The organism is Burkholderia sp. Ac-20344, from assembly GCF_017104975.1.
GTDB lineage: Bacteria > Pseudomonadota > Gammaproteobacteria > Burkholderiales > Burkholderiaceae > Burkholderia.
The window spans coordinates 14935-38243 of the sequence record NZ_JAAGPP010000085.1 but is presented as its reverse complement, the minus strand read 5'-3'; the positions used below and the strand labels follow the sequence as shown (position 1 = coordinate 38243).

The 23309-nt window shown below is 68.2% G+C and carries 20 protein-coding genes and 1 pseudogene; 8 read left to right on the top strand and 13 right to left on the bottom strand.

Features of this window, described 5'->3' with window-relative positions:
- Nucleotides 1–22: 22 nt before the first annotated feature.
- The 3 genes and pseudogenes from flgA to G3N64_RS24085 form a co-directional block, all read left to right on the top strand.
- Nucleotides 23–631, top strand: a pseudogene (flgA, locus tag G3N64_RS24095) (flagellar basal body P-ring formation chaperone FlgA); the annotation flags it as partial.
- Nucleotides 632–749: 118 nt separating this feature from the next.
- Entirely contained in the window at nt 750–1079 is a 330-nt protein-coding gene (gene flgM, locus G3N64_RS24090) for a flagellar biosynthesis anti-sigma factor FlgM (protein ID WP_205786151.1), read from the top strand.
- Nucleotides 1080–1148: 69 nt separating this feature from the next.
- Entirely contained in the window at nt 1149–1589 is a 441-nt protein-coding gene (locus G3N64_RS24085; protein ID WP_205786150.1) for a flagellar protein FlgN, read from the top strand.
- A 582-nt stretch (nt 1590–2171) separates the two neighbouring features.
- On the opposite strand, the gene G3N64_RS24075 is transcribed toward G3N64_RS24085, so the two are convergent.
- Complete coding sequence (locus tag G3N64_RS24075; protein ID WP_205786149.1) at nt 2172–4022, bottom strand: M24 family metallopeptidase; 1851 nt, start codon at nt 4020–4022, stop codon at nt 2172–2174.
- Nucleotides 4023–4448: 426 nt separating this feature from the next.
- On the opposite strand from G3N64_RS24075, the gene G3N64_RS24070 reads away from it, so the two are divergent.
- Nucleotides 4449–5225, top strand: a complete 777-nt coding sequence (locus G3N64_RS24070) for an XRE family transcriptional regulator (protein WP_205786148.1) — start codon at nt 4449–4451, stop codon at nt 5223–5225.
- 44 nt (nt 5226–5269) lie between these two features.
- Here the strand turns inward: G3N64_RS24070 and G3N64_RS24065 are convergent, their stop codons facing one another.
- The 4 genes from G3N64_RS24065 to G3N64_RS24050 form a co-directional block, all read right to left on the bottom strand.
- The gene (locus tag G3N64_RS24065) at nt 5270–6511 is read right to left on the bottom strand and encodes a multifunctional CCA addition/repair protein (RefSeq protein WP_205786147.1); all 1242 of its coding nucleotides are present in this window, start codon (nt 6509–6511) and stop codon (nt 5270–5272) included.
- Nucleotides 6508–7155, bottom strand: a complete 648-nt coding sequence (locus G3N64_RS24060; RefSeq protein WP_205786146.1) for a glutathione S-transferase family protein — start codon at nt 7153–7155, stop codon at nt 6508–6510. Before G3N64_RS24060 ends, G3N64_RS24065 begins: the two co-directional genes overlap by 4 nt.
- 47 nt (nt 7156–7202) lie before the next feature.
- Nucleotides 7203–8162, bottom strand: a complete 960-nt coding sequence (locus tag G3N64_RS24055) for a complex I NDUFA9 subunit family protein (protein ID WP_205786145.1) — start codon at nt 8160–8162, stop codon at nt 7203–7205.
- 160 nt (nt 8163–8322) lie between these two features.
- The gene (locus tag G3N64_RS24050) at nt 8323–10275 is read right to left on the bottom strand and encodes a lytic transglycosylase domain-containing protein (RefSeq protein WP_205786144.1); all 1953 of its coding nucleotides are present in this window, start codon (nt 10273–10275) and stop codon (nt 8323–8325) included.
- Between the two features lie 8 nt (nt 10276–10283).
- Between G3N64_RS24050 and G3N64_RS24045 the strand changes: the two genes are divergently transcribed.
- On the top strand, nt 10284–10892 hold the full coding sequence (locus G3N64_RS24045; RefSeq protein ID WP_205786143.1) for a 5-formyltetrahydrofolate cyclo-ligase: 609 nt from the start codon (nt 10284–10286) through the stop codon (nt 10890–10892).
- A 74-nt stretch (nt 10893–10966) separates the two neighbouring features.
- Here G3N64_RS24045 and G3N64_RS24040 read toward each other — a convergent pair whose 3' ends face one another.
- Nucleotides 10967–11479 carry a winged helix DNA-binding protein gene (locus G3N64_RS24040; RefSeq protein ID WP_021163776.1) on the bottom strand — a complete coding sequence of 171 codons (513 nt, stop codon included), beginning with the start codon at nt 11477–11479 and terminating at the stop codon, nt 10967–10969.
- A gap of 148 nt (nt 11480–11627) precedes the next feature.
- On the opposite strand from G3N64_RS24040, the gene pxpB reads away from it, so the two are divergent.
- From pxpB to pxpA, 3 genes are read left to right on the top strand one after another with little or no spacing between them, the layout of a single operon-like run.
- A complete protein-coding gene (gene pxpB, locus G3N64_RS24035; RefSeq protein ID WP_205786142.1) occupies nt 11628–12284 on the top strand; it encodes a 5-oxoprolinase subunit PxpB in 657 nt (218 codons plus the stop codon).
- Nucleotides 12281–13348 carry a biotin-dependent carboxyltransferase family protein gene (locus G3N64_RS24030; RefSeq protein WP_205786141.1) on the top strand — a complete coding sequence of 356 codons (1068 nt, stop codon included), beginning with the start codon at nt 12281–12283 and terminating at the stop codon, nt 13346–13348. The genes pxpB and G3N64_RS24030 overlap by 4 nt, the downstream gene beginning before the upstream one ends.
- A gap of 55 nt (nt 13349–13403) precedes the next feature.
- On the top strand, nt 13404–14168 hold the full coding sequence (pxpA, locus tag G3N64_RS24025; protein WP_205786140.1) for a 5-oxoprolinase subunit PxpA: 765 nt from the start codon (nt 13404–13406) through the stop codon (nt 14166–14168).
- A 549-nt stretch (nt 14169–14717) separates the two neighbouring features.
- On the opposite strand, the gene G3N64_RS24020 is transcribed toward pxpA, so the two are convergent.
- The 7 genes from G3N64_RS24020 to G3N64_RS23990 all read right to left on the bottom strand — a co-directional run bounded on the left by G3N64_RS24020 (nt 14718) and on the right by G3N64_RS23990 (nt 23174).
- Complete coding sequence (locus G3N64_RS24020; protein WP_205786139.1) at nt 14718–15863, bottom strand: TraB/GumN family protein; 1146 nt, start codon at nt 15861–15863, stop codon at nt 14718–14720.
- Nucleotides 15856–16872: a peptide ABC transporter ATP-binding protein gene (locus G3N64_RS24015; protein ID WP_205786138.1), complete on the bottom strand. Its 1017-nt coding sequence runs from the start codon at nt 16870–16872 to the stop codon at nt 15856–15858. Before G3N64_RS24015 ends, G3N64_RS24020 begins: the two co-directional genes overlap by 8 nt.
- Nucleotides 16869–17867 carry an ABC transporter ATP-binding protein gene (locus tag G3N64_RS24010; RefSeq protein WP_205786137.1) on the bottom strand — a complete coding sequence of 333 codons (999 nt, stop codon included), beginning with the start codon at nt 17865–17867 and terminating at the stop codon, nt 16869–16871. The genes G3N64_RS24015 and G3N64_RS24010 overlap by 4 nt, the downstream gene beginning before the upstream one ends.
- Before the next feature lies 1 nt (nt 17868).
- Entirely contained in the window at nt 17869–18786 is a 918-nt protein-coding gene (locus G3N64_RS24005) for an ABC transporter permease subunit (protein WP_205786136.1), read from the bottom strand.
- Nucleotides 18787–18790: 4 nt separating this feature from the next.
- Nucleotides 18791–19801, bottom strand: coding sequence for an ABC transporter permease subunit (locus tag G3N64_RS24000; protein ID WP_205786135.1), 1011 nt, complete (start codon nt 19799–19801; stop codon nt 18791–18793).
- Between the two features lie 117 nt (nt 19802–19918).
- Nucleotides 19919–21547, bottom strand: coding sequence for an ABC transporter substrate-binding protein (locus G3N64_RS23995; protein WP_205786134.1), 1629 nt, complete (start codon nt 21545–21547; stop codon nt 19919–19921).
- A gap of 319 nt (nt 21548–21866) precedes the next feature.
- A complete protein-coding gene (locus G3N64_RS23990; protein WP_205786133.1) occupies nt 21867–23174 on the bottom strand; it encodes an MFS transporter in 1308 nt (435 codons plus the stop codon).
- Nucleotides 23175–23309: the final 135 nt, after the last annotated feature.

Genomic DNA, 23309 nt, shown 5'->3' with positions numbered 1-23309 from the left:
TACCGTTCCCTAACCGACTCGCCTCCGAGCAGTCCGCGCGGCCGTGGCGTCCCTGCAGCAGCAGTTCGCGAGCCTGCCCGGCAGGGCTACCGCGACGGTGCCGACCGCGTTTCCGCGCGGGCTCGCCGCGTGCACGACGCTCGAGCCGTTCCTGCCGACCGGCGCGCGCCTGTGGGGCCGCACGACCGTCGGTGTGCGCTGCGCGGGCGAGCGGCCGTGGACCGTCTACCTGCAGGCGAAGGTCGCCGTGCAGGCCACCTATTACGTCGCCGCGCGCCAGATCGCGCCCGGCGAGCCGCTCTCCGCGGCCGACCTGGTCGCCCGCGACGGCGACCTGACGGTGCTGCCGCTCGCGGTGATCACCGATCCGGCGCAGGCGATCGGCGCGACCGCGCTCGCGCGCATCTCGGCCGGGCTGCCGCTGCGGCAGGACCTGCTGAAGAGCGCGGCGTCGGTGTCGGCCGGCCAGACGGTGCGGGTCGTCGCGGCCGGGCCCGGCTTCACGATTTCGGCCGAGGGCAGCGCGCTGGCGAATGCGGCGCCCGGCCAGTCGGTGCGAGTGCGGATGGCGGCGGGCCAGATCGTCACGGCGATCGTCAAGGACGCCGGCACCGTGGAAATTCCGCTATAGGGACGGATCTCGCCGCAAGAATGTAAAGAATTGTTTATTCGGAGCATTTCGGGCTCGCGATGCTAAAGTTCGGGCCGACCCGGCCGTTATCTGGGTCAAACCGAACAGGAAACCCATCGTGAAAATCGATTCCACTCCGAACCCGAGCCCCCTGGCGCCGACCGGCAACGGCGCGACCCGTGCGCCATCCGGCACGGCCTCGTCTTCGTCCGCGCAGGCGGCCGACGCGGGGTCGACCGGCGGCGACACGAGCGTGAACCTGTCGGGTCTGTCCGGCCGGTTGCGCTCGGTATCCGCGTCCGGCAACGGCGATATCGACACGGGCCTCGTCCAGTCGATCAAGGACGCGCTGAACAACGGCACGCTGACGATCGATGCGAACAAGATCGCCGACGGCGTATTGAATACCGCCCGCGAGCTGCTGCAGCAGCAGCGCCCGGGCAGCTGAAGCCGGCCTCGCGAGGCCGGTCCCCCGGTTTGCCGGCGCCCCGTGCGCCGGCGCGACGAGCATGACGCGATGAGAGAAGAGCTGCTGGCCACGGTCAACGACGAACACGCGACGGTCGAAGCGTTCGCGTCCCTGCTCGCCTACGAGGAAAAGGCGCTGACGATGGCCCAGCCGCTCGAGATGCTGCCCGGGATCGTCGAAAAGAAGAGCGAGCTGATCGACCGGCTCGCGCAGCTCGAACGCACGCGCGACTCGCAGCTTTCCGCGCTCGGCTTTCCGGCCGGCAAGAAGGGGATGGACCAGGCCGCCGAGCGCGACGCCCGCCTCGCCGGCCGCTGGCAGTTGCTGCAGCAGTCCGCCGAACGCGCGCGCCAGGCCAATGCGAACAACGGGATGCTGATCCGGATCCGGATGGACTACAACGAGCGCGCGCTCGCGGTACTGCGCTCGGCCCCCGCGCCGGCCGGCGTCTACGGCCCCGACGGGCGCGTGTCGGCACTCGCACGCTGAAACACTGACCGACCGGCGGCAGCGCCGCCACCGTACTTTCCGCATCCCGCCGCCGTTCGCGGCATCTCGCGTTTCGACAGGCCGGGCCCGAACCCGGCACCCACGGTCCCATCCGATACACGTGCGCGCAGTCGCGCCGCCGCCCCGTCACAACGAACGGAAGAGGGCCGCATGCCATCTTTCCGCATTCCGTTGTCATCCCGCGTCGCCGCCGTTTCCGCCGTCGCGGCGCTGGGCGTCGCACCGACGCTCTCCGCCGCGCAGGCCGCCGGCCCCGCACCCGCTACGGCGCGACGCTGCGGCTCGAGGTATTCGATGCGTACGCGCTGTTCGACGACCTGCTGAGCTACCCAGCCCCATACGGCTTCGACGACGCGAAGCGCGCGTGCCTCGACATCCCGAAGCCTTCGTCGCCCACCTACCCGAGCGCGCAGACGCCGCGCGCGGACTGCCGCGACCCGGCGCGCTTCGTGTTCCGGGACACGCTGCACCCGACGACGCGCACGCACGCGTGGCTCGCCGAGCGGATCGCGCCGTTCGTGCGTTCACATCTGCTGAACTGACCGGCGCGGGCGGCGGCGCTTACAGCAGCGGACACGCGGTGACCTGCGTGCCGCGCGCCACGCACAGCCGCTCGTAGTCGCGCAGGTACGCACGCTCGTCGTCGTCCAGCAGGTCGAGATCGATCAGGTCCCAGTCGTAGCCGACCGTCACGATGTTCTCGAACGTGACGGTATCCGGCTGCGCGTCGTCCCGGTGGATGATCACGATGTTCTCGATCCGCACGCCGCCCTTGCCCGGCACGTAGATGCCCGGCTCGACCGAAATCACCGCATTCGGCACGAGCCCGTACTGCGCGCCCGGCGCGAACCGCACGCCGCCCTCGTGCACGTGAATCCCGACGCCGTGCCCAGTGCCGTGGCCGAAATCGTGGCCATGGTCGCGGCACACCTGCCGCACGAGCGCATCGACGTCGCCGCCCTTTGCGGTGCTCGGGAAGCGCGCGACGAGCCCCTTGATGCAGGCCTTCAGCGCGACCGTGTAGATCTCGCGCTGCCACGGCTGCGCGAGCGTATCCGGCCGGGTCCGGCGCAGCACCACGCGCGTGCAGTCCGTCGCGAAGCCGGCTTCGTAATAGGCGCCGCTGTCGAGCAGCACGAGTTCGCCTTCCGTCAGCTCGACGTTGGCGCTCGCCGCCGTGTAATGCGCGAACGCGCTGTTCGCGCCGTTCGCCGCGATCGACGGAAACGTCAGCGCGACCGCCGAGCGTGCGCCGTACGCATCGTTGATCGCGCGCGCCAGGTCGTATTCGGTATGGCGTGCGCCCGGCTCGCCGGCCTTCGCCCAGCGCATCGTCTCGGCGATCGCCGCGGAACTGCGCGCGAACGCGTCGCGGAACTGCTCGAGCACCGCCGGCGTCTTGCCGGCCCGCATCGCCTCGACCGGGTTGAAGTCGGCATGCCGCGCCTGCGGCCACACCCGCTTCACCGCGTCGACGAGCGCGCAGTTCACCGATTCGAAGCCGTAGCACACGTGCTCGACCGCGAACGGCGCGAGAAAGCGCTCGAGCGCCGCGACATCGCGCCGGATCACGTGCAGCGCCGGATACGACTCGAGCGTGACTTCGCAGCGGTCGCAGCCTTCCGGCAGGAACAACGCCACCTGCCCGCCAACCGCGAACAGGAAGCCGAGGTGCGACGACGCATTCGGGATGTGATAGCCGCGGCTGTTCAGCAGATACGCGAGATCGTCCGACGCGCAGGTGAAGAACGCGGTCTTGCCGTCCGGCGCGCCGGTGTGCGCGGCGAGCTTGCGGTTCAGCGCGTCGAGGTTCTGCGCGACGCTCAGGCCGGTCATCGCTTCCGGCACCTCGAAGATCGGCCGCTCGACGACCCAGCCCGGCAAGTCGATCGCGCGATCGATCTCGCGCTCGGCGAGGCTCGTCCAGTCGAGCGACGCGGCCTGCGTCTGCTCGAACAGACGATTGCGCTGCGCGACGCTGATCCGCAGCGCGTCGTAGCCGACCCGCGCGAGCCGGCTGCCATGCGCGACCAGCCAGTCGGCCATCGCCTGCCAGATCGTCACGTTCATCCCGAGCTTCTCGATGCGCACGCGCGCCGGATCGCACTGCTGCTCGGCCTGCAGGTGATAGCGGCCGTCGACGAACAGCACGAACGGGGGCAGATCGAGCGCCTGCGCGGTTGCCGCGCTCAGGAAGATCCCGCAGCCGGCCGAGCCGTCGAAGCCCGACAGCGCGTAGCGCGGGTTGTTGCCGAGCGGCAGGTACTCGGTCACGTATTCGTCCTGCGACGTGACCAGCACCGCGTCGAGCCGCGCGGCGTCGAGCAGGCGCGACAGGCCTGCCTGCGTGTCGACGACGGATGCGTCGTACGGGGGAAGGCCGGAGAAGCTGTATTTCAGTCGATCGATCATCGGAAGCCCGTTATGCATTGTTGTCGGCGGCCGGCGGTGACGCGGCGAGGGGGCAGGCCCGAGGCAGGCCTGACGCGGCACGGCGCCGCTGCGCGGTGGACGCCCGGCCCGGCGCGATGCCGGGCCGCCGCGCCGTGCCGGCAGCAGGACCTCAAAAATTTTCGTCTCACTTAACTTTGTTTGATTCGAGCGACAGAATCTAGAGCACGCCGAAATTGAGGTCAAGCTAAGATTTTCGTAGGACTAAAATCGGCGCAACGCTTGCGCATCCCGGCACAACGTGAACTGGCCCGGCGACACCGCGCGGTACAATGCGCCGGCATCGCCGTCCCGACGGCCGTGCGTCGTGCGATGCGCGGCAATCCCTGTCCGGCGACCGCACCGCCCGTCCGTTCGCCTCCCGACTCGTTGCGACGAAAGAGATTCATGGATTCAGACATCATGCGTATCGGCCAGCGCATCCGCCGCCTGCGCCGGGAAGCGAAGAAGACGCTGCTGGAAGTCGCGACCGAAGCGAAGCTGTCGGTCGGGTTCCTGTCCCAGGTCGAGCGCCATCTCACGGGCATCTCGCTGTCGTCGCTCGTCAACGTCGCGAAGGCGCTCGACGTGCCGCTCGGCGCGCTGATCGACCAGCCGCGCCAGGCGCAGCCCGATTCGCGCGCAGGCAGCCGCAAGCCGTACGCGCTCGACGCCAGGTCGCAGTGGTACGAGCGCCTCTCCACCACGTTCGACGGCAGCCAGATCAACGCGCTCAAGGTGCGGATGATGGAAGGCTACCGCTCGGAATGGGTGGCGCACGGCGGCGACGAATTCGTGTACGTGCTGGCCGGCCGGATCTGCTACACGGTCGGCAAGAAGGATTACCCGCTGTCGCCCGGCGACTCGCTGCACTTCGACGCGCGCAAGCGGCATCGGGTCGCCAATGTGGGCGACGGGCCGGCCGAGGTGATCGCGGTCGGCACGCTGCCGCTGTTCGACGACCATGGCACCGGGTTCGTGTCCGCGACGATGGACATCGGCAATCCGGCGCCCGTCGTACGCGCGAGCCGCCGCGGGCCGGCGCCCAAACGAGCGAATCGTGACGCCGACGCGGCACGTCCCGCCGGCGCGGCAGAAAAGGAAAAGAAGGCTGCGGCCAAGCCGCGCGCATCCGCCGGCAAACGTCCGGCGGCCGCCAAGCCGGCGCGCAAGAAGAAGTCGTAACGGTTGTTGCGAGGCAGACGCGCGACGCACGCCCTTCCGCCCCCCTATTCGCCGATCCCGAGCGACTGCGCGACGGCCTCGATCCGCGCGCGATGCACGGCTTCCCTGATCTTCTCCGTCTCGTTGCCGATGCCGCGCGCGATCGCGCCGGCATCGACGCTGCGCGCGGCCGCGAGCGCGACGCGCAGCCGCTCGGCCTGCGGATACGGCTGCGCATCGAGCCCGAGCCGCCCGCGCGCATCCGATTCGCACGCCTGCAGCATCTCGGCGAAACGCGCCGGCTTGCGCAGCGCGTCGCTGCGCTCGAACAGCCGCACCAGCGCGGCTGCGCCCATCTCCATCACGCGATGCAGGTTGCCGTGCTCGCGCGCGACCACGAGTGCGAGATCGCGGCATTCGTTCGGCACGCGCAGGCGCTCGCACAACGGCTTGAGCAGATCGACGCTGCGGCCCTCGTGGCCGACGTGGCGCGGCAGCACGTCGGCCGGCGTCGTCGCCTTGCCGAGATCGTGCGTGAGCGCCGCGAAGCGCACCGGCAGCGAGTAGCCCTGCTTCGCCGCATAGTCGACCACCATCATCACGTGCACGCCCGTGTCGACCTCCGGGTGGTAGTCGGCGCGCTGCGGCACGCCCCACAGCGCATCGACCTCGGGCAGGATGCGCGCGAGCGCGCCGCACTCGCGCAGCACCGCGAACATCCGCGACGGCTTCGCCTCCATCAGCCCGCGCGCGATTTCCTGCCATACGCGTTCGGGCACGAGCGCGTCGACCTCGCCCGCGTCGACCATCCGCCGCATCAGCGCGAGCGTTTCGTCCGCGACCGTGAAATCCGCGAACCGCGCGGCGAAGCGTGCGATGCGCAGGATCCGCACCGGATCCTCGACGAATGCATCGCTCACATGCCGGAACACGCGCGCACGCAGGTCGGCCTGCCCATCGAACGGATCGATCACGGGCCCGACCAGCTCGCCCTCCGGGTTCACTTCGCGCGCCATCGCGTTGATCGTCAGGTCGCGCCGCGCGAGATCCTCGTCGAGCGTCACGTCCGGCGCGTAATGGAACTGGAAGCCGTGATAGCCGGCCGCCGTCTTGCGCTCGGTGCGCGCCAGCGCGTACTCCTCCTGGGTCCGCGGATGCAGGAAGACCGGGAAATCCTTGCCGACCGGCCGGAAACCCTGCGCGGCCATCTGCTCGGGGGTCGCGCCCACCACCACGTAGTCGCGGTCCTGCACGGGCACGCCGAGCAATTCGTCGCGGATAGCGCCGCCTACTGCGTAGATGTTCATGGCCGGGGCTCGTATTCGGCGATCACGTTCGTTTCGCGGCGCGCGGCGTCGATCCACCGCTGGACGGCCGGCAGCACGGTCACGCGGGCCGCATAGCCGGCCGCGTCCGGCGACAGGCCGGGCTCGTACGTGTTGAAGCGCATCACGACCGGCGCGTACATCGCGTCGGCGATCCCGAATTCGCCGAACAGGAACGGCCCGCCCGATGCCTCGAGACACGCGCTCCACAGCGCATCGATGCGCGCGACATCGGCGAGCGCCTCGGGCGTCGCGCCGCGACCCGGCATCGATGCGCGCACGTTCATGCCCATCTGCGTGCGCAGCGCCGCGAAGCCCGAATGCATCTCGGCCGCGACGCAGCGCGCATGGGCGCGCTCGAGCGGATCGGCTGGCCACATCGGAAACTGCGGATAGCGTTCGGCGAGCGTCTCGGCGATCGCGAGCGAATCCCAGATCGCGACGCCGTGGTCGTCGATCAGGCACGGCACCTTGCCGGACGGCGAATACTCGAGGATACGTGCGGCCGTGTCGTCGTGGCGCAGCTCGATCGCGATCTCGTCGAACGGGATGCCGAAATGCGCGAGCAGCAGCCACGGCCGCATCGACCACGACGAGTAGTTCTTGTCTCCAATGACGAGTTTCATGACGGGGTTCCGGAAAACGCGAAGGTGGAAAGGGATGCGCTGCCGGCCTAGCGGCGCGAGCGGAACCAGTCGAACCGGGAGCGCTGCGCGGCATGGCCGAGATACGCGGGCGCGATGCTTTCGAGACTCGCGGGCGAGATCCCGAGCTCCGGCGCAAGCGGCCCCGACAGCACGTTCGGCACCGACATCGTCGCGAGATTGTCGCGCGTGAGCACGGGCTCGCCGGGCAGGCATTCGAACACGGTCGCCTGCAGCCGCGCGAGCGCGTCGGGCAGCCGCACGATACGTGCCTGCCGGCCGACCAGCTTGCCGCAATAGCGCACCAGCTGCTCGAGCGTGTAGACGGTCGGGCCACCGAGTTCGTAGGTCTTGCCGTGTGCGGCCGCGAGATCGAGCGTGTTGACGAACGCGCGCACGACATCGCCGACGAACACGGGCTGGAAGCGCGCATCGGGCATCGCGAGCGGCAGCACGGGCACCGTGCGCTGCAGGTTCGCGAACGTGTTGAGGAATGCATCGCCGGGGCCGAACACGACCGACGGGCGGAAAATCGTCAGCGCGAGCGAATCGGTTGCCGCGATCGCATGCAGCGCGGCCTCGCCGTCGCCCTTCGAGCGCTGGTACATGCTCGCGCCGTGCGAATCGGCGCCGAGCGCGCTCATGTGCAGCACGCGCTGCACGCCCACCTCGGTGCAGGCGGTCGCGAGCGCGGCCGGCAGCGTGACGTGCGCGCGCTCGAAGCCGGGCCCGTACGGCGTGCCGCGCCCGCCGTGCAGCACGCCGACGAGGTTGATCGCCGCGTGCGCACCGGCGACGAAGCGCGCGAGCGTGCGCGTGTCGAGCGCTTCGAGTTCGACGATTTCGACCGGCAGCATCTGCAGGTGGCGCGCGTGGTCGCGCCGGCGCGTGCCGATCCGTACCTGCTTGCCGGCGTCGATCAGCGCATTGACGAGCCGGCTGCCGATGAAACCGGTGCCGCCCAGCAGCGCGACGGTCTGGCGATCCATGGTTCGAGACCTCTAAGGGGCTGTTCACGCTAATAACGGGCTTGCGCTGGCCGCCAGCCCCGCGAATGTTTTTTTCCAAACAGGGGAGCGAGCCCGTTATTAGCGTGAACAGCCCCCCTAAACACTGCCGCGTCTCGCGCGGCAATGTGAAGATTGCGTATCAGGGCGAGATCATGCCTAGACGTTTCTTCAACGACTGCGGTTTGCCCTCGAAGAGCGCCGCGTAATAGACGGTGTTCGACAGCACGTTCTTCACGTAGTCGCGCGTCTCGTTGAACGGAATCGTTTCTGCGAAGATCGCGCCTTCGACCGGCTGCGTCAACACCTGGCGCCACTGGCGCGGCCGGCCCGGGCCCGCGTTGTAGCCGGCCGTGGCGAGCACCGGCGAGCTGTCGAAGTTGTTGTAGATGTCCGCCAGGTACCACGTGCCGAGCTGGATGTTGGTATCGATGTCGTGCATCTGCGTGCGCGAGATCGTGCCGAGGCCCAGCTTCTTCGCGACCATCTGCGCGGTGGCCGGCATCAGCTGCATCAGGCCGCCCGCGCCCACCGACGAACGCGCGCTCGTGATGAAGCGCGACTCCTGGCGGATCAGCCCGTACGCCCATTCGGTGTCGAGGCCCGTCGACTGCGCGTAGCGCTCGACGATGTTGCGGTACGGCGACGGGTAGCGCAGCGTGAAGTCGTGCTCGGCCTTCGTGCGGTCGGCCGTGTTGACCGTGCGGTCGAGCAGGTCGACGCGCTTGCCGTATTCGGCTGCGGCCAGCAACTGGCGATCGGTCATCCCGCGCAGCGGCCAGTTCCATTCGCGGTTGCCTTCGAGGCGCAGGTTCAGTGCGTAGAAACGCTGCGCGAGCGCGAAGCCCGGGATCTTGCCCATCGCGTCGATCTCGGCGTCGCTCACCTTCGTGCGCGGCGGGATCGTCGTGCGCTGGCCGAGCTCTTCGCCGGCGAGCTGCCCGTAGAAGTTGTACTGGCCCGCGACCTGCTCGAATTCCTGGTTCGCCTGCAGCGTGTCGCCGCTCTGCTTGAGCGCGCGCGCATGCCAGTAGATCCACGCCGGATCGTCACGCAGCGACGGCGGCATCTGCTCGATCGACCAGCGCACCATCGGCCAGTTGCCGGCGAGCAGCGCGGCGCGCGTGCGCCATTCGTAGCCCGGGTTCGACAGCGGCGCATTCGTGGATTTCGCGTACCAGACCGACGCGAGCGGCGAGCGCTTGATCGCGCCCTGGTAGCCGATCGCGCCCCACGCGATCGCCTGTTCCTGCTTGGTCAGCGAGGCGGCGACCGACGTCAGCATCCCGGCTGCCGCGTCCGGATCGTTGCGCGCCATGCGGCCGAGCGCGATCAGCGCGAGCTGGTGCGACGTCGCGTCGGGGCCGATGCCGCGCGCGAGGTACAGCGGCGGCGCGCTCGTCGCCTGGTCGAAGGCGACCGGGCGCGGGCCGAGCGCGTCGACGATCTTGCCGCCGATCGTCGTGTAGTTCTGCTCGTACGCGAGGCGCGCCTGCTGCCACACGTCGTCGCTCGTGAACTGCTGGTTGACCGTCAGCGCGGTGATCAGGTCGACGCACGCGTCGCCGTAATTCTTCGGCTCGACGAGCAGCGCGCGCGCCGCATCGGCGACGTTCTCGCCGCGTGCCGCGCGCGATTCGAGCGCATAGCACTTGACCTGCGTGTCGTCGTCGAGCACGAAGCGCTTGTATTGATCGTCGAAGTTGCGCCAGTCGTGGCGCGCGCCGAGCACGAGCAGGTAATCGTTGCGCAGGCGGTCGGCGATTGCCTGGCCGTCGTAGCGCTGCAGGAACGCCTGCACGGGCGCGTCCGGCGCGTCCACGCGCGCGCGGCCCGTCGAATCGAACAGCTGCGGCTTGATCTGGAAATACTCGACGTAGGACGGCACCGGATAGTTCGGGATCGTCGACGCGAGCTGCGCGGCTTTCGCGGCGTCGTTGCGGCGCGCGGCTTCACGAAGCTGCACGAAGGTCTGGTCGTCCCCGGAGACCGTATCGTCGTTCGGTGCGGCGCACGCGGCCGTGCCCGCGACGAGCGCGGCGGCTGAAAGCGTCAGCGCGACCGCGCGATATACTCGAAAAAGGCTGTTCGACATCGTTTTGAATGGAGCGCGAATTGAGCGAAAGCATAGCACGCAACCCTGTGCCAAACCCGAAGGTTGCACTACGCAAAACGCTGTCCGGCGCGCGTCGCGACGCCGCGTCGCAACCCGCTGTGAATGCCGCGCTCGACGCGCGGCTGCGCATGCTGCTCGACCGGCTCGCGCCGCGCACGGTCGGGTTCTACTGGCCGCTGCCGGGCGAATTCGATGCACGCGACGCGGTGCTCGCCTGGTGCGCGGCCGGTGCCGGCCGGTGCGCCGCGCTGCCCGTGATCGACGAGCGGCACACGCCGCTCGAGTTCCATGCGTGGGACCCGCACACGCCGATGCGCGAAGGCCATCACCGGATTCCGGAGCCGGCGTCGGGAATCGTCGTCGTGCCCGACCTGCTGCTGATTCCCTGCGTGGGATTCGATCCGCAGCGCTACCGGCTCGGCTACGGCGGCGGCTACTACGACCGCACGCTCGCCGCGTGGCCGGGCAGCGAGCTGCCCGTGACGGTCGGTATCGCCTATGAAGCGTGCCGCGTCGATGCGCTGCCGGCCGAGGCGCACGATCACGCGCTGCGCTGGATCGTAACCGACGGCGCGCTGTACCCGGCCGCCGGATGAGGCGGCGGGCGGCGTCGCATCCGTCGTCGCACGCCCGTCAGCGCATCGCCGCACGCCCTCCCTGGCGCAACCGTTTACAGCGACGCTGCCGCGCGCGCGGCCGTGTCGTACAGGCCCGATGCGTTGCGCAGCAATTGCGCCGCGTCGCCGATCTGCTCGTTGGTGAGCCCGCTGTCCTTCAGCGTCTCGATCAGGCAGTGCTCGCGCACCTCGCGGTACTTCAGGCACAGGTCGCGGCCCGCGTCGGTCGCGAAGAAGAACACTTCCTTGCCGCTCTTCTCGCTCTTCACATAGCCGCGGGCGATCAGTTTTTTCAGCGCATAGGTCGCGACGTGCGTATCCTCGATATTGAGCACGAAGCAGATGTCGGCGAGCTTCTTCTTGCGTTCGCGATGGCTGACGTGATGCAGGAGCGACACCTCGACCGCCGTCATGTCCTTCGCGCCCGCCGCCGACATGCAGCGCACCATCCACCGGTTGAACGCGTTGCCCGCCATGATGAGCCCGTATTCGAGCTCCGACAGCTCCGCGCTCGAATCGGAAACGAGGTGTTCGGATGACACGATCTTGGTCGCAGGACGCTTCATGGAAAGGCGGCGCAAGCCGGATGACAGGGTGTGCCGAGTGTACGCCAGAAGCCCCGGCATCCGGGCTAGGCGAAAACGCTTATTGGGAAGTTGTCGATATTTTATTGACAATGTGCGCTAACATTGCCGTCCGAACCGTGCCAGTCCGATGACGCAACCCCGCTTTTATCCGCTCGGCGATGCCGCCCTCGTCTGCGAGGTGCCGCCGCCCGCCACGCTCGATTGCCAGCGCCGCGTCTGGGCCGTTGCCGAGGCCGCGCGTGCGTGGCCCGACGTGGTGGACGTCGTGCCCGGCATGAACAATCTGACGATCGTGTTCGACGCGCTCGCCACGACGGCCGAGTCGCTCACGCCGGCGCTGCGCGACGCGTGGGAAACGGCCGACGTCGAGCACGCGGACGGCCGCGAGGTCGAGATCCCGGTCGAGTACGGTGGAGCCGCCGGCCCCGATCTTCCCGCCGTCGCCGCGCACACCGGCCTGTCGGTCGACGAGGTCGTCGCGCGCCACGCGGCCGGCGCATACGTCGTGTTCTTCGTCGGCTTCCAGCCGGGCTTCGCGTATCTCGGCGGGCTCGACGCCACACTGCACACACCGCGCCGCGCGGCGCCGCGCCTCGAGGTGCCGGCCGGCTCGGTCGGCATCGGCGGTGCGCAGACGGGCATCTACCCGGCCACGTCGCCCGGCGGCTGGCAGCTGATCGGCCGCACGTCGCACGTGCTGTTCGATCCGGCGCGGCCCCAGCCGACGCTGCTGCTGCCCGGCGACCGCGTGCGCTTCACCATTGCGGGAGTCGACACGCGATGACCCAGAGCAACGCACCGGGCACCATCGAGGTGGTGCGGGCCGGCCCGCTGTCCACCGTGCAGGATCTCGGGCGCCGCGGCACACGCCATCTCGGCGTCGCGCAGGGTGGCGCACTCGACGGCCTCGCGCTCGAGGTCGGCAACCGGCTGGTCGGCAACCGCCCCGACGCCGCAGCGGTCGAGATCACGATCGGCCCGGCCGCCTTCCGCTTCACGCGCGCGACCCGCATCGCGATCACCGGCACCGAGTTCGGTGCAACGCTCGACGGCCAGCGCGTATATTCATGGTGGAGCCTGCCGGTCGAGGCCGGGCAGACGCTCGTGCTGCCGGCCGCGAAACGCGGCATGCGCGGCTACCTGTGCATCGCCGGCGGCATCGACGTGCTGCCGATGCTCGGCTCGCGCAGCACCGATCTCGCGTCGCGCTTCGGCGGCCTCGGCGGCCGCGCGCTGCGCGACGGCGATCGCCTCCCGGTCGGCGTGCTTCCGGCCGGGATGGGTTGCCTCGCGGCCGATGCGCCCGAATTCGGCGTAAAGGCGCCGGCGTGGTGCGCGTTCGTGCGCGTCGACGAGCCGCCGCGGCGCCACCGCCCCGCGCATGCGCCGTGGGCGATGCCCGTGCGCGTGCTGCCGGGCCCCGACTACGCGTCGTTCGCCGCCGACTCGCAGCAGGCGTTCTGGGATGAAGAATGGCTGGTCACGGCGAACAGCAACCGCATGGGCTATCGGCTTGCCGGCGTCGAACTCGTGCGCGAGCGGCCGGCCGAGCTGCTGTCGCACGCGGTGCTGCCCGGCACGATCCAGGTGCCGCCGAACGGCCAGCCGATCGTGCTGATGCACGACGCGCAGACCACCGGCGGCTACCCGAAGATCGGCACGGTGATCCGTGCGGACCTGTGGAAACTCGCGCAGGCGCGGCTCAACCTGCCGATCCGCTTCGTGCGCACGACACCCGACGCCGCGCGCGCCGCCCTGACCGCAGAACGTGCCTATCTGCGGCAGATCGACATCGCGATCGACATGCGCGAGGAAGCGCGCCGCCGCGCCCAGTCGCAAGCGGCGTGACAATGGCGGTAGCAGTACAGGAGACGGGCCACGCAATCAGTGGACGAGGAACATCATGGAAATCGATCTGAATGCCGATCTCGGCGAAGGAGGCGGTTCGGACGAGGCGCTGCTCGACCTCGTGACGTCCGCGAACATCGCATGCGGGTGGCATGCGGGCGGTGCGAACGCGATGCGCGACTGCGTGCGCTGGGCCGTGCAGAAAGGCGTGGCGATCGGCGCGCATCCGAGCTTTCACGATCCGGAGAATTTCGGCCGCAAGGAAATGCAGCTGCCGGCCGGCGACATCTACGCGGGCGTGCTGTATCAGCTCGGCGCGCTGTCGGCGATCGCGCAGGCCGAGGGCGGGCGCATTGCGCACGTGAAGCCGCACGGCGCGCTGTACAACCAGGCCGCGCGCGACCCGATGATCGCCGATGCGGTGGTGTCCGCGGTCCGCGATTTCGACCCGTCGCTCGCGGTGTTCGGGCTCGCGAACAGCGTGTTCGTCGCGGCCGCTCGGCACGCGGGGCTCGCCGCGGTGGAGGAAGTGTTCGCCGACCGCGGCTACCGCGCGGACGGCTCGCTCGTGCCGCGCAACCAGCCCGGCGCGCTGATCGACGACGAGGACACGATGATCGCGCGCACGCTGGACATGGTGCGCAGCCGCCAGGTACGCGCGATCGGCGGCGAATGGGTGATGCTCAATGCGCAGACCGTCTGCCTGCACGGCGACGGGCCGCATGCGCTGGTATTCGCGAAACGGATTCGCGCCGCGCTCGAGGCGGTGGGTGTCGACGTGGTCGCGCCCGGCATGCTGCAGGCCGACGAACGCGCCTGATCCGGCCAATCGCGCAGGCGGACGCAAATCCGTCGCACAAAAGAAAAAAAGCGCCCTCGTGGCGCTTTTCCGTTGGCGCAATCGCTGCGGCTTCGCCGTCTGTCGATTCGCCCCCCGAAACCGTCTTGCGACGGTGACCGGAAAAAACTTCCGGATTAAAAAACGTCCGCCGCCGAGCGATCACTGCCTTCCCCGGTCAGACGACGGAACGTTGCTTATCTGCAAGTCGGCCTGCATGCATGTGTGTCCGACGATGATTGGCCCCGCCGTACATGCAGACACTCCGCGGCCGGCACGTGCTTCACGTGCCGGCAACGCTAACCCCGCGCTTATTTCTGCTACCCCGTAGAACTTATCTATTCTTTTCATTTTTTCAACTTGTGGGATGAAGAATAGATATTGGCCGAACGGGATGTCAATCGTTTTAAACGCTATTTTCCGACGATTCGAGGGTTTTCCTTATCGATTGCCGCCCACGCGCGGGCGTCCCGCGGCATGCGCGCGAGGTCGATCAAACAGGGGAAGATCATTGCGGGCCGTCGGGCGCGATCAGCTCGCGTCGACCTGATACCCTTGCTGGCGCAACAATTCGAGCACGCCGCGCGGGCCGCCCAGATGCAGCGCGCCGATCGCGACGAACAGTGGCCGGTTCGGTGCGGCGATTGCCGTCATCCGTGCAACGAAGCGCCGGTTGCGCTCGTACACGATCTTGTTGTCGATCGACGCCGACAACGCCTTCGAACGTGCGAGCCGTTCGCTCTTCGCGACCGCCCATGCCGAGATCGCATCGGCGTCGCCAATTCGCCACAGCCGGTGCAGCGCCTTGATGTCGTCGGCGTTCTGCGCCGGTGTCTGCACCATGTCCTGCGCGAGCATCTCGCGCTGCTCGGCCAGCGTCAGCCCGGTGAACGCGCGCATCTGTTCGGCGAGCGTCTCGAGCCCGATCACGCGGCCGCCCTTCTTCTTCAGGAACACGTTCTGCAGCTGCGCCTCGGTGCCGTACTCGGTCTGCAGGCCGGCCGACAGCGAATCGTAGGTCTCGACGACGAGCGCCGCGAGCCACGGCCGCATCTTGCGGATCTCGGCGAGCGCGGCCGGGTTGCCGCGCAGGCGCGCCGCGAGCCGCTGCCACAGCGGCTCCGGCAGCAGGCGCTGCAGGCACGGGTAGCGGCATACGCCGTACTTCGACACGTCGTCCTGCGATTCGAGCAGGTCGTCGGGCGACAGCTCGAGCGCCAGGGTGGGCGACGCGGCGAGCGCCGCGAGGATGCGCGGCCGGAACGGCTGCGCGCTCGGGTAATCGGACGGATCGCCCGTGTGCAGCGTGCCGAGCACGTAGAGCGTGACCCGGCCCTTGGTCGCGACGTAGAACGGCATGCGCGCGGGCTGCACGCGCACGGTGCCGCGCGACACCGTGCCGTCCGACACGGCGGGCGCGTGGAAACCCGGCAGGCTCATGCCGGGCGGCGGGACTTGCGACGGATGGATCGGTGAAGTGGCCGGCGCGCGCCCTTCGGCGCGCGCGGATTCGACGGGAACCACGAGGCTGGCCGCCACGCACGCGCCGGCCAGCGCCGCGCCCGTGACCGTACGCACGCTCCAGCGCCGCGCGTCGCGGTACGCGCGCATCACGCGCGCACCGCTTGCCCCCGCACGGCGCACGCCGGACGCGCGCGCCGCCAACGCTTCAGGCATTCGCCTCCCCTACCTCCTCGGCCCGATGGCAGGCCACACGCCGGCCGTCGACCTCGCGCAGCAGCGGCTCCTCGGCACGGCAGCGCTCGACCGCATACGGGCAGCGCTGGTGGAACGCGCAGCCCGACGGCGGATTGAGCGGCGACGGCAGTTCGCCCTGCAGCTTGATCTGCACGCGGCGGTCTTCCTCGAAGATCGCCGGCGTCGCCGACATCAGCGCGCGCGTGTACGGATGGCGCGGCCGCGCGTAGATCGTCGCCTTGTCGCCGAGCTCGGCGACGCTGCCGAAATACATCACCATCACGTCGTCTGCGACGTGCTCGACCACCGCCAGGTTGTGCGAGATGAACACGTAGCTCGTCTTGAACTGCTCCTGCAGATCCATGAACAGGTTCAGGATCTGCGCCTGGATCGACACGTCGAGCGCCGACACCGGCTCGTCGGCGACGACGATGCGCGGATCGAGGATCATCGCGCGCGCGATCGCGACACGCTGGCGCTGGCCGCCCGAGAACATGTGCGGATAGCGCTTCGCATGCTCGGGCCGCAGGCCGACCGTGCGCATGATCTGCGCGATGCGCGCGGCGCGCTCGGCGGCCGTCAGGTTCGCGTTGATCTCGAGCGGCTCGGAAAGCGTCTGCTCGACGGTCTTGCGCGGGTTGAGCGATGCGAACGGGTTCTGGAACACCATCTGCACGCGGCGGCGCAGGTCGGCGACCGTCTCGCGGCTTGCACCGGCGACGTTCTTGCCGTCGATCGTCAGGCTGCCCGCCGTCGGCGTCTCGATCATCGTCAGCTGGCGGGCGAGCGTCGACTTCCCGCAGCCCGATTCGCCGACGACGGCGAGCGTCTTGCCGCGCTTCAGCGAGAACGACACGCCGTTCAGCGCCTTCACCGTGCCCTGCCCGAACATCCCGCGCTTCACCGAATAGTGCTTCGCGAGGCCGTCGGCCACCAGCACGGCTTCCTCATCGTGCGACACGTGAGGCGTTTGATTGACTGCATTCATCGTGCACCTCCCGTCAGGTCGAGATTGGAAACGTTGAGCGGCTTGATGCAGCGCGCGCGCATCGCATCGTTGGCCGGCACCAGCGTGTCGAGCGCCGGCCGCGCCTTGCGGCAGTCGTCGACGACGTACTTGCAGCGCGGCGCGAACAGGCACCCGGACGGGCGATCATCACGGCCCGGCACCATGCCGGGCAATGCGGCAAGGCGACGCGCCCCCTTATTGTGCTCGGGAATCGCCGCGAGCAGCGCTTCGGTATACGGATGATGCGGCGCGCGGAAGATGTCGGGCACGCGGTTGGTCTCGATCACCTCGCCCGCGTACATCACCGCGACGCGCTGCGCGACCTCCGACACCACGGCCAGGTCGTGCGAGATCAGCACGAGCGCCATCCCGCGCTCCTTCTGCAGCTTCACGAGCAGGTCCATGATCTGCGCCTGGATCGTCACGTCGAGCGCGGTGGTCGGCTCGTCGGCGATCAGGAGCTTCGGGTTGCACGCGACGGCCATCGCGATCATCACGCGCTGGTTCATCCCGCCCGACATCTGGTGCGGGAACGACGCGATGCGGTTCTTCGCATCGGGAATGCCGACCTGGTCGAGCAGTTCGAGCGCACGCCGGTGCAGCGCGTCGCCGCGCAAGCCTTCGTGCAGCTTCAGCACCTCCTTGATCTGGTAGCCGACCGTATAGCTCGGGTTCAGGCTCGTCAGCGCGTCCTGGAACACCATCGCGATGTCCTTGCCGACGATCTTGCGGCGCGCCTTCGGCGACGCCTTCAGCAGGTCGACGCCGTTGAACGTGACTTCGTCTGCCGTCACCTTGCCCGGCGCATCGATCAGGCCCATCAGCGCCATCATCGTCACGCTCTTGCCCGAGCCCGATTCGCCGACGACGCCCACCACCTCGCCCGGCGCGATCGACAGGTTGATCCGGTCGACCGCGGGCAGGCCGTTGAAGTTCACCGCGAGATTGCGGATGGTCAGAAGATTGTGGCTCATATCAGGCCATCCGTTTCAGTTTGGGATCGAGCGCGTCGCGCAGCCCGTCGCCGAGCAGGTTGATCGCGAGCACCGAAATCAGGATCGACAGGCCCGGCATCGTCACGATCCACCATGCGTTGTCGATGTAGTCGCGCGCGGAGGCCAGCATCGCGCCCCACTCGGCGGTCGGCGGTTGCACGCCGAGGCCGAGGAAGCCGAGCGCGGCCGCGTCGAGGATCGCCGACGAGAAGCCGAGCGTCGCCTGCACGATCAGCGGCGCCGTGCAGTTCGGCAGCACCTGCGAGAACATCAGGCGCAGCGTGCCGGCACCGGCCACGCGCGACGCCGTCACGTACTCCTTCTGCAGCTCGCCGAGCGCCGATGCGCGCGTCAGGCGCACATAGGCCGGCAGCGCGACGATCGCGATTGCGAACATCGTGTTGGTGAGGCCCGGGCCGATGATCGCGACGACCGCGACCGCGAGCAGCAGCGACGGCAGCGCGAGCAGCACGTCCATGATGCGCATCACGGGCGTGTCGGCCCACTTCTGGAAGAACGCGGCGACGAGCCCGAGCACGATGCCGGGGATCAGCGCGAGCACGACCGACACGAAGCCGATCCAGAACGACATCCGCGCGCCGAACATCAGGCGCGAAAGAATGTCGCGGCCCGCTTCGTCGGTGCCGAGGATGAATTTCCAGTTGCCGCCCTCGAGCCAGGCGGGCGGGATCTTCACGAAGTCGCGGTATTGCTCGACCGGGCTGTGCGGCGCGACCAGCGGCGCGAGCAGCGCGACCAGGATCAGCACGATCACGACGACGCCGGCGCCGACGGCGCCGCGGTTGCGCGAGAAGTTGGCCCAGAACTCGCGCAGCGCGAGCGCACGGCCGCCGGCCGGCGCGGATTCGGTCGGCAGGGTGTTTTGCAGATTGCTCATGGAATTACCTCGTGTGGCGGATGCGCGGATTCAGCACGCCGTACAGCAGGTCGACGACCAGGTTCACGACGATCACGAGCGTCGCGATCAGCAGGATGCCGCCCTGGACGACCGGATAGTCGCGGCGGCCGATCGCATCGATCAGCCACTTGCCGACACCGGGCCACGAAAAGAGCGTCTCGGTCAGCACGGCGCCTGCGAGCAGCGTGCCGATCTGCAGGCCGATCACGGTGACGACCGGGATCAGCGCATTGCGCAGCGCATGCACGACGACCACGCGCGCGGGCGACAGCCCCTTCGCGCGTGCGGTGCGGATGTAGTCCTCGCGCAGCACTTCGAGCATCGACGAGCGCGTCATCCGCGCGATCACCGCGAGCGGGATCGTGCCGAGCACGATCGCGGGCAGGATCAGGTGGCTGACCGCCGACTTGAACGCGCCTTCGTCCGGCGCGAGCAGCGCGTCGATCAGCATGAAGCCCGTCGGGTGCGGGAAGTCGTATTCGACGGCGATGCGCCCCGACACGGGCGTCCAGCCGAGGGTCGACGAAAACACCATGATGAGGATCAGCCCCCACCAGAAGATCGGCATCGAGTAGCCGGTGAGCGCGGTGCCCATCACGCCATGGTCGATGACGGAGCCGCGCCGCAGCGCGGCGATCACGCCGGCCGGCAGCCCGACCGCGAGCGCGAACACGAGTGCGCACAGCGACAGCTCGACGGTCGCCGGGAAGCGCGCGAAGAACTCGCCCGCGACGCTCGTGTTGGTGATGATCGACATGCCGAGGTCGCCATGCAGCGCCCGGCCGATGTAGTGGAGGTACTGCATGGGCAGCGGCTGGTCGAGCCCGAGGCGTTTCATCGCCTCTGCATGCATCGCGGGATCGACGCCGCGCTCGCCCATCATCACTTCGATGGGGTCGCCCGGTATCAGGTGAATCAGCGCAAACGCCAGGATGGTGATGCCGATGAAAGTCGGGATCACCATGCCCACGCGGCGCAACACGAATGTGAACATGATGCGTCTCGTATTTTCTTGTGGGAAATGTGCGACCGGCGACGGGAAGCTTTTGGCCTCCCGCCGCCGGATGAATTAGCCGGTCTCGGTCTTCGTATACAGCTTACGCCGGGCGTGTTACTTCACGCTAACACCGTCGAAGCGGGCATAGCCGAGCGGCTCGATACGCATGTCGACCACGGTCTTGCGCACCGGCTGGTAGACCGTCGAGTTCGCGATCGGCGAGAACGGCAGCTGTTGCGCGAAGATCTGCTGGGCCTGCGTGTAGAGCTTCGTGCGCGCGTCCTGGCCCGTCGTCGTGCGGCCCTTCTGAACCAGCTCGTCGAACGGCTTGTAGCACCAGTGCGAGAAGTTGTTGCCCTTGATCGCTTCGCAGCCGAGCAGCGTGCCGAGCCAGTTGTCCGGATCGCCGTTGTCGCCCGTCCAGCCGATCAGCATCGTGTCCTGCTCGCCGCCGTGCGCGCGCTTGATGTACTCGCCCCACTCGTACGTGACGATCTTCGCCTTCACGCCGATCTTCGCCCAGTCGGCCTGGATCATCTCGGCCATCAGGCGGGCGTTCGGGTTGTACGCGCGCTGCACGGGCATCGCCCACAGCGTGATCTCGAAACCGTTCGGGAAGCCTGCCTTCGTAAGCAGCGCCTTCGCCTTCGCGGTGTCGTACGCGGCCATCTTCAGGTTCTTGTCGTACGACCATTGGGTCGGCGGCATCGGTGCGGTAGCAGCCTGGCCGGCGCCCTGGTAGACGGACTCGAGGATCGCCTTCTTGTTGATCGCCATGTCGAGCGCCTGACGCACTTCGAGCTTGTCGACCGGCTTGTGCTCGACGTTGTACGCGAGATAGCCGAGGTTGAAGCCGGCCTGCGACGGCATGTCGACGTTCGAATCGGCCTTCAGCGTCGCGATGTCGGCCGGGCGCGGATAGCTCATCACCTGGCATTCGTTGCGCTTGATCTTCTGCACGCGCACGCCCGGATCCGGCGTGATCGAGAAGATCAGCTTCGACAGCTTCACTTCGCCCTTCTTCCAGTAGTCAGGATTGCCGTCGAAACGGATCGTCGCGTCCTTCGTGTAGCTGCGGAAGATGAACGGGCCCGTGCCGACCGGCTTCTGGTTGATGTCGGCGGCCTTGCCGGCCTTCATCAGCTGATCGCCGTATTCGGCCGACAGGATCGACGCGAATTCCATCGCCATGTTCTGGATGAACGGCGCGTTCGGCTCGGCCAGCGTGAACTTCACGGTGTACGGATCGACCTTCTCGATCTTCGTGATCAGCTTGTCGAGGCCCATGTCGGTGAAGTACGGGAACGACACCGGGTATGCCTTGCGGAACGCATTGTTCGGGTCGAGCATGCGCTCGAACGAGAACAGCACGTCGTCCGCGTTGAATTCACGCGTCGGCTTGAAGAAGTCGGTCGTGTGGAACTTCACGCCGTGGCGCAGGTGGAACGTGTACACCTTGCCGTCGGACGACACGTCCCACTTCTCGGCGAGGCCCGGCTCGACCTTCGTGCCGCCGCGCTCGAACTCGACGAGGCGGTTGTAGACGGTGAACGTGGCGGCGGTGAAATCGACGCCGGTCGTAAACTGCGCGGAATCGAAACCCGCCGGGCTGCCTTCTGAGCAGTAGACGAGCGTTTTGTTCGGGATCTGTGCGAATGCAGAGCCCGCGACGCCGAGCGATGCCGCTGCCACGCCTGCAATGGCGGTAACACGCAGGGTGTGCAACAGACGGTTGTATTCCATGTTTCCTCCAGGTCTCCAGATCGGAACCGGCCCGCCCGGGGCCGGCGTACGCGGATATTACTTGAGCTAACGATGTGGCAACAAGGTGGAGAAAAAACTCTTCTAGATGCCCCGCCGGGTTTTTGCCGATTTTTAGTGTGGGTAAAAAATGCGAAAAGGCGCGCGAGCGGCCATTCCGTTCATTTCGCGCGTGTTTCGTTCGACGACTAAACAATTCGGGCGCGAACACGAAGGTTCGACGCACCGTTTCACCGTGTTCTGCAGCACATCGTTGCGTTTTGCGAAATGATCCGATGGCCGCCTTCAAATCGTCATGTCGTCATGCCGGCGCGTCGAGGTCGGCGCTGCGCGCGGGCACGAACGCGACCGCGACGATCGACAGCGCGATCCCGGCCATCACGTAGTAGGTCGGCGCGAGCGGCGTGCCCGTGACCTTGATCAGCCACGTGACGATGAACTGCCCGAAGCCGCCGAACAGCATCACCGCGACGTTGTACGCGATCGACAGCCCGGTCGAGCGCACGTTGGCCGGGAACAGCTCGGCGATCATCGCGCCGAACGGCCCGTAGTAGCCCGCGAGCGTGACCGACAGCACGGCCTGCACCGCGATCAGCCGCGCGATGCTCGGCGCCGCGTCGAGCCATGCGAACAGCGGATACATCAGCACGAGCGTGAGCGCCAGCGACCACAGCGACAGCCCCTTGCGGCCGATGCGATCCGACCACGCACCGGCGACCGGCGACAGCACCATCAGCAGCAGGTTGCCGACGATCACCGCGTAGAACGATTCCGCGTACGGCAGCTTCAGCTGCTTCACCGCGAAAGTCGGCAGATAGCTGATCAGCACGTAGATCGTCACCGTCAGCGCGATCACCGAGCCGAGCCCGCACAGCACCTCGCGCGGGTGGCGCGTGAACACGTCGCGAAGCGTCGCGCGGCGCGCGTTCTGCTGTGCATGCAGGAACGCTTCGGAATCGGCGAGATGGCGGCGGATGTAGAAGCCGATCGGGCCGATCACGAGCCCGAGGATGAACGGCACGCGCCAGCCCCAGTTGCGCAGCGCATCGTGCGACAGCCCGCGCGTGACGGCCGCACCGACGAGCGCGCCGATCAGCAGCGCGGCCGCCTGGCTCGCCATCTGCCAGCTGCCGTAGAAGCCGCGTTTCGAGAACGGCGCGGCCTCGATCAGCAGCGCCGTCGCGCTGCCGAATTCGCCGCCCGCTGAGAAGCCCTGCAGCAGCCGGCCGAGCACGATCAGGAGCGGGCCGCCGATACCGATCGCCGCATAGGGCGGCGCGACCGCGAGCAGGAAGATGCCGGCCGTCATCAAGAGGATCACGAGCGACAGCGCGGCCTTGCGGCCGGCGCGATCCGCGTACAGCCCGAACACGATGCCGCCGATCGGCCGCATGAAGAACGCGACGCCGAACGTCGCGGTGGTCAGCAGCAGCGACGAATATTCGCTGGAGGTCGGGAAGAACAGCTCGGCGATCACGACCGTCATGAAGCCGAATACCGTGAAGTCGTACCACTCGAGCGCGTTGCCGATCACGGCGGCCACGACCGCGCGCCGGTTCAGCGCACGCTCGGGCCGGATCGTTTTCGTTGAATTCGCAATCGTCGCCATGCGTGCCTCGTCCTCGTCAGTTCGCCGTGTCGGGCGGCGCGGCGCGCGGGGGGCCCGCGGCTCGCTGGTTTGCAGCGAGTGTAGAAAGCGACGGAACCGATTTCAAGCAATAAAAAACGCCCGCCATCGAACGAC

Bases quoted from the DNA above. Each gene is read 5' to 3' on its own strand.
- G3N64_RS24085 (WP_205786150.1), top strand. From the start codon at position 1,149: ATGAGAGAAGAGCTGCTGGCCACGGTCAACGACGAACACGCGACGGTC.
- G3N64_RS24075 (WP_205786149.1), bottom strand. From the start codon at position 4,022: ATGATCGATCGACTGAAATACAGCTTCTCCGGCCTTCCCCCGTACGAC.
- G3N64_RS24070 (WP_205786148.1), top strand. From the start codon at position 4,449: ATGGATTCAGACATCATGCGTATCGGCCAGCGCATCCGCCGCCTGCGC.
- G3N64_RS24065 (WP_205786147.1), bottom strand. From the start codon at position 6,511: ATGAACATCTACGCAGTAGGCGGCGCTATCCGCGACGAATTGCTCGGC.
- G3N64_RS24060 (WP_205786146.1), bottom strand. From the start codon at position 7,155: ATGAAACTCGTCATTGGAGACAAGAACTACTCGTCGTGGTCGATGCGG.
- G3N64_RS24055 (WP_205786145.1), bottom strand. From the start codon at position 8,162: ATGGATCGCCAGACCGTCGCGCTGCTGGGCGGCACCGGTTTCATCGGC.
- G3N64_RS24050 (WP_205786144.1), bottom strand. From the start codon at position 10,275: ATGTCGAACAGCCTTTTTCGAGTATATCGCGCGGTCGCGCTGACGCTT.
- G3N64_RS24045 (WP_205786143.1), top strand. From the start codon at position 10,284: ATGGAGCGCGAATTGAGCGAAAGCATAGCACGCAACCCTGTGCCAAAC.
- G3N64_RS24040 (WP_021163776.1), bottom strand. From the start codon at position 11,479: ATGAAGCGTCCTGCGACCAAGATCGTGTCATCCGAACACCTCGTTTCC.
- pxpB (WP_205786142.1), top strand. From the start codon at position 11,628: ATGACGCAACCCCGCTTTTATCCGCTCGGCGATGCCGCCCTCGTCTGC.
- G3N64_RS24030 (WP_205786141.1), top strand. From the start codon at position 12,281: ATGACCCAGAGCAACGCACCGGGCACCATCGAGGTGGTGCGGGCCGGC.
- pxpA (WP_205786140.1), top strand. From the start codon at position 13,404: ATGGAAATCGATCTGAATGCCGATCTCGGCGAAGGAGGCGGTTCGGAC.
- G3N64_RS24020 (WP_205786139.1), bottom strand. From the start codon at position 15,863: ATGCCTGAAGCGTTGGCGGCGCGCGCGTCCGGCGTGCGCCGTGCGGGG.
- G3N64_RS24015 (WP_205786138.1), bottom strand. From the start codon at position 16,872: ATGAATGCAGTCAATCAAACGCCTCACGTGTCGCACGATGAGGAAGCC.
- G3N64_RS24010 (WP_205786137.1), bottom strand. From the start codon at position 17,867: ATGAGCCACAATCTTCTGACCATCCGCAATCTCGCGGTGAACTTCAAC.
- G3N64_RS24005 (WP_205786136.1), bottom strand. From the start codon at position 18,786: ATGAGCAATCTGCAAAACACCCTGCCGACCGAATCCGCGCCGGCCGGC.
- G3N64_RS24000 (WP_205786135.1), bottom strand. From the start codon at position 19,801: ATGTTCACATTCGTGTTGCGCCGCGTGGGCATGGTGATCCCGACTTTC.
- G3N64_RS23995 (WP_205786134.1), bottom strand. From the start codon at position 21,547: ATGGAATACAACCGTCTGTTGCACACCCTGCGTGTTACCGCCATTGCA.
- G3N64_RS23990 (WP_205786133.1), bottom strand. From the start codon at position 23,174: ATGGCGACGATTGCGAATTCAACGAAAACGATCCGGCCCGAGCGTGCG.